The organism is Olleya sediminilitoris, assembly GCF_016785945.1.
Taxonomy (GTDB): domain Bacteria; phylum Bacteroidota; class Bacteroidia; order Flavobacteriales; family Flavobacteriaceae; genus Olleya; species Olleya sediminilitoris.
In genome coordinates this window covers 420,444-426,952 of sequence record NZ_JAEMEF010000002.1, presented here as the reverse complement: position 1 = coordinate 426,952, position 6,509 = coordinate 420,444, and the positions used below count along the sequence as shown (strand labels likewise).

Here is a 6,509-nt window from a genome sequence, read left to right as displayed (position 1 = left end):
GGAATCAAAAGCTCCGCAATTTATTATTTATGTGCAGTTTTAATGCCTGTAAATATAACTATGCTTGCAAAGCAATTTATGATCGATTAGTAGCCAAAGGGAAGAGCAAAAAATTAGCATTAATAGCTGTTTGTAATAAGCTATTAAAACAAGCTTTTGCAATAGCAAAATCAGGATTAACTTATGATAATAATTATAGAAGTGTTTTATTGAAAAATTAATGAGTTTTTACTTGTTTTTTACCACAGTACTTTGTTGCCAGTAGTATTTATTCCCACGTTATCTTTTTATTCAGTTCTTTTGTATTTCCGTTTTCTTGATTTTGTAAAATCTTAATTTCAGAATTCTTAATTTCAATTTTATCAATAATTCCATAAATTTGACCATTTCCACGATTCCAATCTACTGGTAAATTCAATTCCACCTTTTTTTGACTGTCGGTTTCGACAATTATTAAGTTCAAGGAATTTCCTTTACTTTCATTAACTGAAATATATAAATTAGGATTGTCAGTTTTATAATCAGCGTATTTTATTTCGGGATAATATTCGATTGGCATTACGATTGGTGTTTCCAATTCTGTATTAAAAATCAAGACATATCTACAATTCGTTCCGCAACCGTTTATCAAAGCAAAACTTTTTTCTGTAATCCACTCAATTTGGTTTGTGAACGGAATTCCAAGCATTTGATATTCATCCGTTTTTAAGTTAATTGTATGTTTTTGGTTGTCGTTCCCAAATTCCGCTGTTAGATTTTGCCAGTCATTTTCGGGTTTTGAAAAAATTTTCAGGAATTTTCCATTTGAAATTGTGTCAACCCAGAATATGGTTTCTCTTTTTTTGGTCAGTTCAGTTTTGGTTTCCGTTTTTAATAAATTCAGGTTTTTCTCTTTCAGATTACAACCCAAAAAAGTCAGAATTATTAATATTAACGGTATTTTTTTCATATTACTGGCAACGGTCTAGTATAAGAATAGTGCGGTTTTGTGTGCGAGGAATTTCCGCAGGAAATTCAGACGTAACAAAAGTGCACTAACTCTCGATTAAGCACTTAATTTAGCATTATTTTTATACATTGTTAGCTTTTAGTTGTGACACATTTGAGTGAGCACGTTTTATTATTATTCCGTTTTTCAATTCCACAAACTTACTCAAATTCCGCTTGAGTGATAATTCCATTTTATTCAGTCAATTTATTATAATATGGCATTATTAATTCCTCTAATTTTTTCCGTTGCGATTTTGTCAAAGAATGTCCTTTCGGTGGATACGTTTTGGTTGGTCTAATAGCCAATTCAATTAGCAATTCTTTTATTATTTCGTTTCGGTCAATTCCGCGTGATAATATTTTGAACGTTGTATTATTCTGAATAACTGGTCTGTCCCAATTCGAATTCTCAAAGAGTTGAGAGGAAATTGAAAAAATGTGAGCAACTCCAATCCAATCATCAGGAATAATTTCGATAATCGCTTTCACATCTTTTTTCGAGATGGAATGATTTGGTTCGCTATTTATTTTTTCGGTTACAATTTTCATTTTTCGGAACAATTAAAGCTAACGTTGTTGTATATGGTTTGTTGCGTGGTTTCAGAAACTAATTTAGTAAATAATTACCGGCTAAGAAAGTCCGCGAGGACTTTCGTAAGTAGACGAGAAGCCAGTAATAAATTATATACAGTGTTATGCCTATGCCTTTTTATTCATTTGTTGTAGTGTAAAATTCTTGTTCATATTTTTTTATTACCTTTTTTTTCGATAGTAAAGTGTCAAATATGTTATGATTAATTAAACGCATAATTATAAATGAAATTAAAAATAAAATAAACGCTATTGAGGTAGAAGCCCAATTAGGTAGTTTTTTACATTCAGAATTAATAAACCATAGAATAGAAACAAATACAATGAAAATTAGATAAACCCCAAGTTTCTTATAGTCACTTCTTATCTTTTTCTTTACATAAATCTCTCTTTCACTTTCTAATTCATTTATATATTCAAACACCATTTTTATTGCGCTTTCTTTTGAACAAGAAGATTGGATATGAAATTTACCTTGATTTATATTTTGACTTGTCTTTAATGCGAGTTCTCCAATATATCCTTCAACTTTTTTCGACTTTACTTCCTCTATTAATAACGCTTTTTTTATTTCATTAATATCAACTTCTGAACTATTTGAAAATTGTTTTTTTATATGTTTTTTAATTTGCTGAGTTGTGAAGTCTTTTTTTATAATCCATTGAACATATTTAAAATTAGGGTTTATGTAAATTACAGGTTCTTTAATTCCTTTTTTAGAACTTTGTTGTTTTATAGAATTAGCATCAAATAAATCACCATTTGGCATTTTAATTTTAAATTCTCCATTATTAAATTTTTGATTTACTTGACTTTCGCCTAATTTTTCTAACTCATCATCTGAAACTTCTTTTAATTCCATTTCTTGTTTGACTTTTTCAATATCAAACTCAAAAGAAAAAATCATAATTGAATTAATTATTTCTTGAATTCTTTCGTTATTTATCATTTTGAATGGATTCGGTTTTCAGGTTAGGCATAACGTTGATGTATAAGATTAGTGGCGTGTTTTATCAGCTAATTTAGTAAACAGATACTTGCCAGAGAAAATTCCGCAGGAATTTTCCAGGTAGGCTAGAACTAGCCATTAATTTTATACGGTGTTGTAGCCAGTTTTTATTTATATTCAAGTGTTTTATATTTTTCGTTTATTCCGTATTTCTTATTCGCAAAGTCTTTGTCCAATTCGACAAATCTATTTGCATCCATATTTTGAATTTTTCCAAGTATGCGGTCAGCACTTTTTTGACTTTTTATTTTGTAGGCTTTATTTTCGTAAATTATATAAAATCCTTTAGGTTTTTTGGACGAACTTTTTAGATAGTCAGTTGAATAATATTTTTCGTTATTCATTAAGCTGGTCAAACTGTCATTACTTATCAGATAAAGATTGGAAAAGTCAGGATTATTTTTGGTCAAATTTTTTCCGTAAATATCTTGAGTTTCCAAAATCAGCGTGTCGTTGGATTTTCTGTATTTAATCGTAGTTGAAGCTCCTAAATGTCCATAAATTTTTGCGTAATTAACTGTCGAGTCCGAAACGAAAACTATGGATTTATTCGGCTCTGTGGCAAACATTCGTTTATTCCCATTCGTTTCGATAAGTTCTATGTTTCTGCTTAAAGAGTATACTTTTATTTTATAGGAATTGCAAGAGGTTAGAAATCCGATTAAGGTCAACAGAGGAAATATTATTTTGTAATTCATTTATTTTGTTTTGATTCCTCAAACTTAATTCAGCTTTTTAGTTAGTCAAAGTCAAATTGAGTGAACTATATTTTTGGTCGAGTAAATGCGTTTTTCTCAAATTGGCTACAACTGGTTATATAACAACTAATATAGTTGTTTTTGGGGTTATATTTCCCGTTATGACAACTTTTATGTTGTTATTTTGGGTTTTGCTATTTGTTAAAATTAGTAAAAAAAAGTAATATTATAAACTTAATAAATAATCTGCTGCAGCAAAAGGAGTTGTTTTATTGGCTTCAATTAGGTCTAATTGTTTCTTTAATTCGTCTTTAATTTTTGGTGTATTAAAAAAAGTGTTTTTAAGTTGTTCTTCGATAGTTTGTAACAACCAAAATTTATTTTGTTCTGTACGTTTATTTTTAAAATAATTGTTCTTTTTTGTTAGCGTGATATAATCTGATATAATTTGCCAAATGTTGTCAATACCTTGATTGTCTATTGCGCTACAGGTTGTAACTTTAGGTTGCCAATCAGAGTCTTTTGTAGGGTACATATGTAAAGCTCTGTTAAATTCTACTTTTGCTAGTTTAGCACGCTTAAGGTTGTCTCCATCTGCTTTATTAATGGCTATTGCGTCAGCCATTTCAATAATACCACGTTTTATACCTTGTAGCTCGTCTCCAGCTCCTGCTAATTTTAATAGCAAGAAAAAATCAACCATACTGTGTACAGCGGTTTCGCTTTGTCCAACACCAACAGTTTCTATTATTACAGTATCAAAACCTGCAGCTTCACATAGTATAATGGTTTCGCGTGTTTTTCGGGCAACACCACCTAATGAGGTTCCGGAAGCCGATGGACGTATAAAGGCTTGTTTGTTTTTTACCAAGTCTTCCATTCTGGTTTTGTCTCCTAAAATACTTCCTTTGGTAAGACTACTACTTGGATCAACTGCTAATACTGCTACTTTTTTGTTTAATGTGGTAAGGTGTGTGCCAAAGGCTTCAATAAAAGTACTTTTACCAACTCCTGGTACACCTGTAATACCAATTCTTATAGAAGTGTTGGCATGTGGTAAACAGGCCTTAATTATAGCATTGGCTTGATCTGTATGTTTAAGGTTTTTACTTTCTATTAAAGTTATGGCTTGACTTAAAGCGGTAATGTTTCCTTTTAAGATGGCATCAACTAAATCTTTGGTTGTGCGCTGTTGTTTTCGTTTTGCTTTAATTTTTGATACAGCATCTGCATTAGTCATTTCTGGAGAAGAAACACCTTCAGTTTCTGATAATGCTGATTTTTTGTTTGACATGTCTGCTTTAATTTCAGCGAAAGCGATATAATTTTTTGTATTGAATTAATATTAATCTTTTAAAGGAACTTCAATTTTTACATTATCCCAAGCCATAGTCATTTTTAAATCGTCTGTAGAGTTGTCAAAAGCTACAGTAAATTGCTCTACTATTTTATCTAGTTTTTGAGCAGGAACCTCTACTTCAACCACATCAAAATTAGGATCCCAATTAGGTTCCATTTTTTCATTAACTCCCCAATCATACTGTTTAGAGTTAAACATAACTTTCCAATTATTTTCTTTTGGAACTGTCCAAAGGGTATATTTTCCTTTTGGTAAAGTCATGCCTTTTATAGATAAATCGTGATTGGTTTCAAAGGTTGTTGCTTCGTTAGCACCTGTACGCCAAACTTTATTAAAGGGTACTAAAGCGCCAAATACAGCTCTGTCTCGTTTTGATGGTCTGTTATAGACTACTTTAACATTTAAATCGTTTATTTTAATTCCAGCAGTATCTTTTGGACTTAAAGTTTGATTAAATAAGCCTGTTTTGGTTGCAAATTGATAACCTAAAACGCCAACGACTACTAGTAATAAAAGATATATGATTTTTTTCATCTAATTTTTTTTGTCTAAAGGATAAGTAATTGCAAACAAAATTAATTTAAAATTTGAGACTGACAGAACGATAAGCCTTAAAATATTCTAAATTATTGTGCTAAATTGAAAAAAATATAAATTTTTTTGCAACACTACTTTTTATGTGTCGTCTTTATCATGAACACTAACCAAAAACCAACAAGTGAAAGTCGTTACTTTAGATAACATCCAGTTGTGTAAACAAAACAACCGTAAAGCACAAATGCAAGTGTATAAGCAATATTGTGATGCTATGTATCAGGTAGCTTTAAGGTTTGTAAACCACACTGCAGAAGCAGAAGATGTAGTACAAGATGCCTTTATTAAAGCATTTACAAAATTACATCAATTTAAAGGCGACGTGACTTTTGGTGCATGGTTAAAACGTATTGTTATTAATAAAAGTATTGATCACTTAAAATCTAAAAAACAACGTTTGGTTGAGTTAGATCAGGTGCACCTAAAAGTAATCGATACAGATACTAGTGACAAATGGTTAGTCCAAGATAGCACAACTTTAGACCAAATTAAAGAGGCCATTACTAGTCTTCCGGAAAAATATAAATACGTTGTCATGTTGTATTTAATAGAAGGGTATGACCATCAAGAAATATCTGAAATTTTAAATATTACACAAGTCGCATCACGTACACAATTATCCAGAGGAAAAACAAAATTACAAGACCTTTTAAAACATACCAATTATGGCCAAAGATATTAGAGACCTATTTAATGACGATAAAAAACAATCTAACAACAAAATGTCTAAAGGACATGAGGCTAGGTTTATGGATAAGTTACACCTAGAATTGCCAGAGCAAAAGCAATCTAAATGGACGGTTTTAAATATTGCTGCCAGTGTATTGTTAGTTATTGGTTTGGCATTTGGAAGTTATACTGTATTTAAAAATAATACAATTACACCACAAGTAGTCAATACAAATCCTTCAAAAGAAACAACTAATACAGCTAAAACAATGACGCTTGGAGATATTTCTCCGGATTTAAAAAAGGTGGAAGAGTATTATGTGGCTAATATTAATTTAGAATTATCAAAACTAAAATTAACTCCTGATAATAAAGAGCTATTTGATGGTTATGTTTTAAAGTTAGAAGAATTAAATGCAGAATATAAAAACTTGTCTAATGAGTTGACCTTAAATGGTCCTGATGAGCATACAGTAAATGCATTAATTAAAAACCTAAAATTACGTTTAAACTTGATGCTTCGTCTTAAAAATCAATTAAGTCAGTTAAACACAATTAAAGCTTCTCAAGGGTAAGCTTCAAAAAAAAACTATAATTA

General features: G+C 30.3%; 8 protein-coding genes and 1 pseudogene. 3 read left to right on the top strand and 6 right to left on the bottom strand.

Annotation, left to right across the window (positions count from 1 at the left end):
• Positions 1–221, top strand: a pseudogene (locus tag JAO71_RS15750) (IS110 family transposase); the annotation flags it as partial.
• 47 nt (positions 222–268) lie between these two features.
• Here JAO71_RS15750 and JAO71_RS04265 read toward each other — a convergent pair.
• The 6 genes from JAO71_RS04265 to JAO71_RS04240 form a co-directional block, all read right to left on the bottom strand.
• Positions 269–949, bottom strand: a complete 681-nt coding sequence (locus JAO71_RS04265) for a hypothetical protein (protein ID WP_202999135.1) — start codon at positions 947–949, stop codon at positions 269–271.
• A 233-nt stretch (positions 950–1,182) separates the two neighbouring features.
• Positions 1,183–1,539 carry a hypothetical protein gene (locus tag JAO71_RS04260; protein WP_113786746.1) on the bottom strand — a complete coding sequence of 119 codons (357 nt, stop codon included), beginning with the start codon at positions 1,537–1,539 and terminating at the stop codon, positions 1,183–1,185.
• Positions 1,540–1,699: 160 nt separating this feature from the next.
• Complete coding sequence (locus JAO71_RS04255) at positions 1,700–2,530, bottom strand: TLC domain-containing protein (RefSeq protein ID WP_202999133.1); 831 nt, start codon at positions 2,528–2,530, stop codon at positions 1,700–1,702.
• Between the two features lie 167 nt (positions 2,531–2,697).
• Entirely contained in the window at positions 2,698–3,288 is a 591-nt protein-coding gene (locus JAO71_RS04250; protein ID WP_202999131.1) for a hypothetical protein, read from the bottom strand.
• A 226-nt stretch (positions 3,289–3,514) separates the two neighbouring features.
• Positions 3,515–4,582 carry a methylmalonyl Co-A mutase-associated GTPase MeaB gene (gene meaB / locus JAO71_RS04245; RefSeq protein ID WP_202999129.1) on the bottom strand — a complete coding sequence of 356 codons (1,068 nt, stop codon included), beginning with the start codon at positions 4,580–4,582 and terminating at the stop codon, positions 3,515–3,517.
• 51 nt (positions 4,583–4,633) lie between these two features.
• A complete protein-coding gene (locus tag JAO71_RS04240; protein WP_202999128.1) occupies positions 4,634–5,182 on the bottom strand; it encodes a DUF2911 domain-containing protein in 549 nt (182 codons plus the stop codon).
• A 184-nt stretch (positions 5,183–5,366) separates the two neighbouring features.
• Between JAO71_RS04240 and JAO71_RS04235 the strand changes: the two genes are divergently transcribed.
• Together JAO71_RS04235 and JAO71_RS04230 are read left to right on the top strand one after the other, a co-directional pair.
• Positions 5,367–5,924, top strand: coding sequence for an RNA polymerase sigma factor (locus JAO71_RS04235; RefSeq protein ID WP_028290671.1), 558 nt, complete (start codon positions 5,367–5,369; stop codon positions 5,922–5,924).
• Positions 5,908–6,486: a hypothetical protein gene (locus JAO71_RS04230; RefSeq protein WP_202999126.1), complete on the top strand. Its 579-nt coding sequence runs from the start codon at positions 5,908–5,910 to the stop codon at positions 6,484–6,486. The genes JAO71_RS04235 and JAO71_RS04230 overlap by 17 nt, the downstream gene beginning before the upstream one ends.
• The last annotated feature ends 23 nt before the right edge of the window (positions 6,487–6,509 follow it).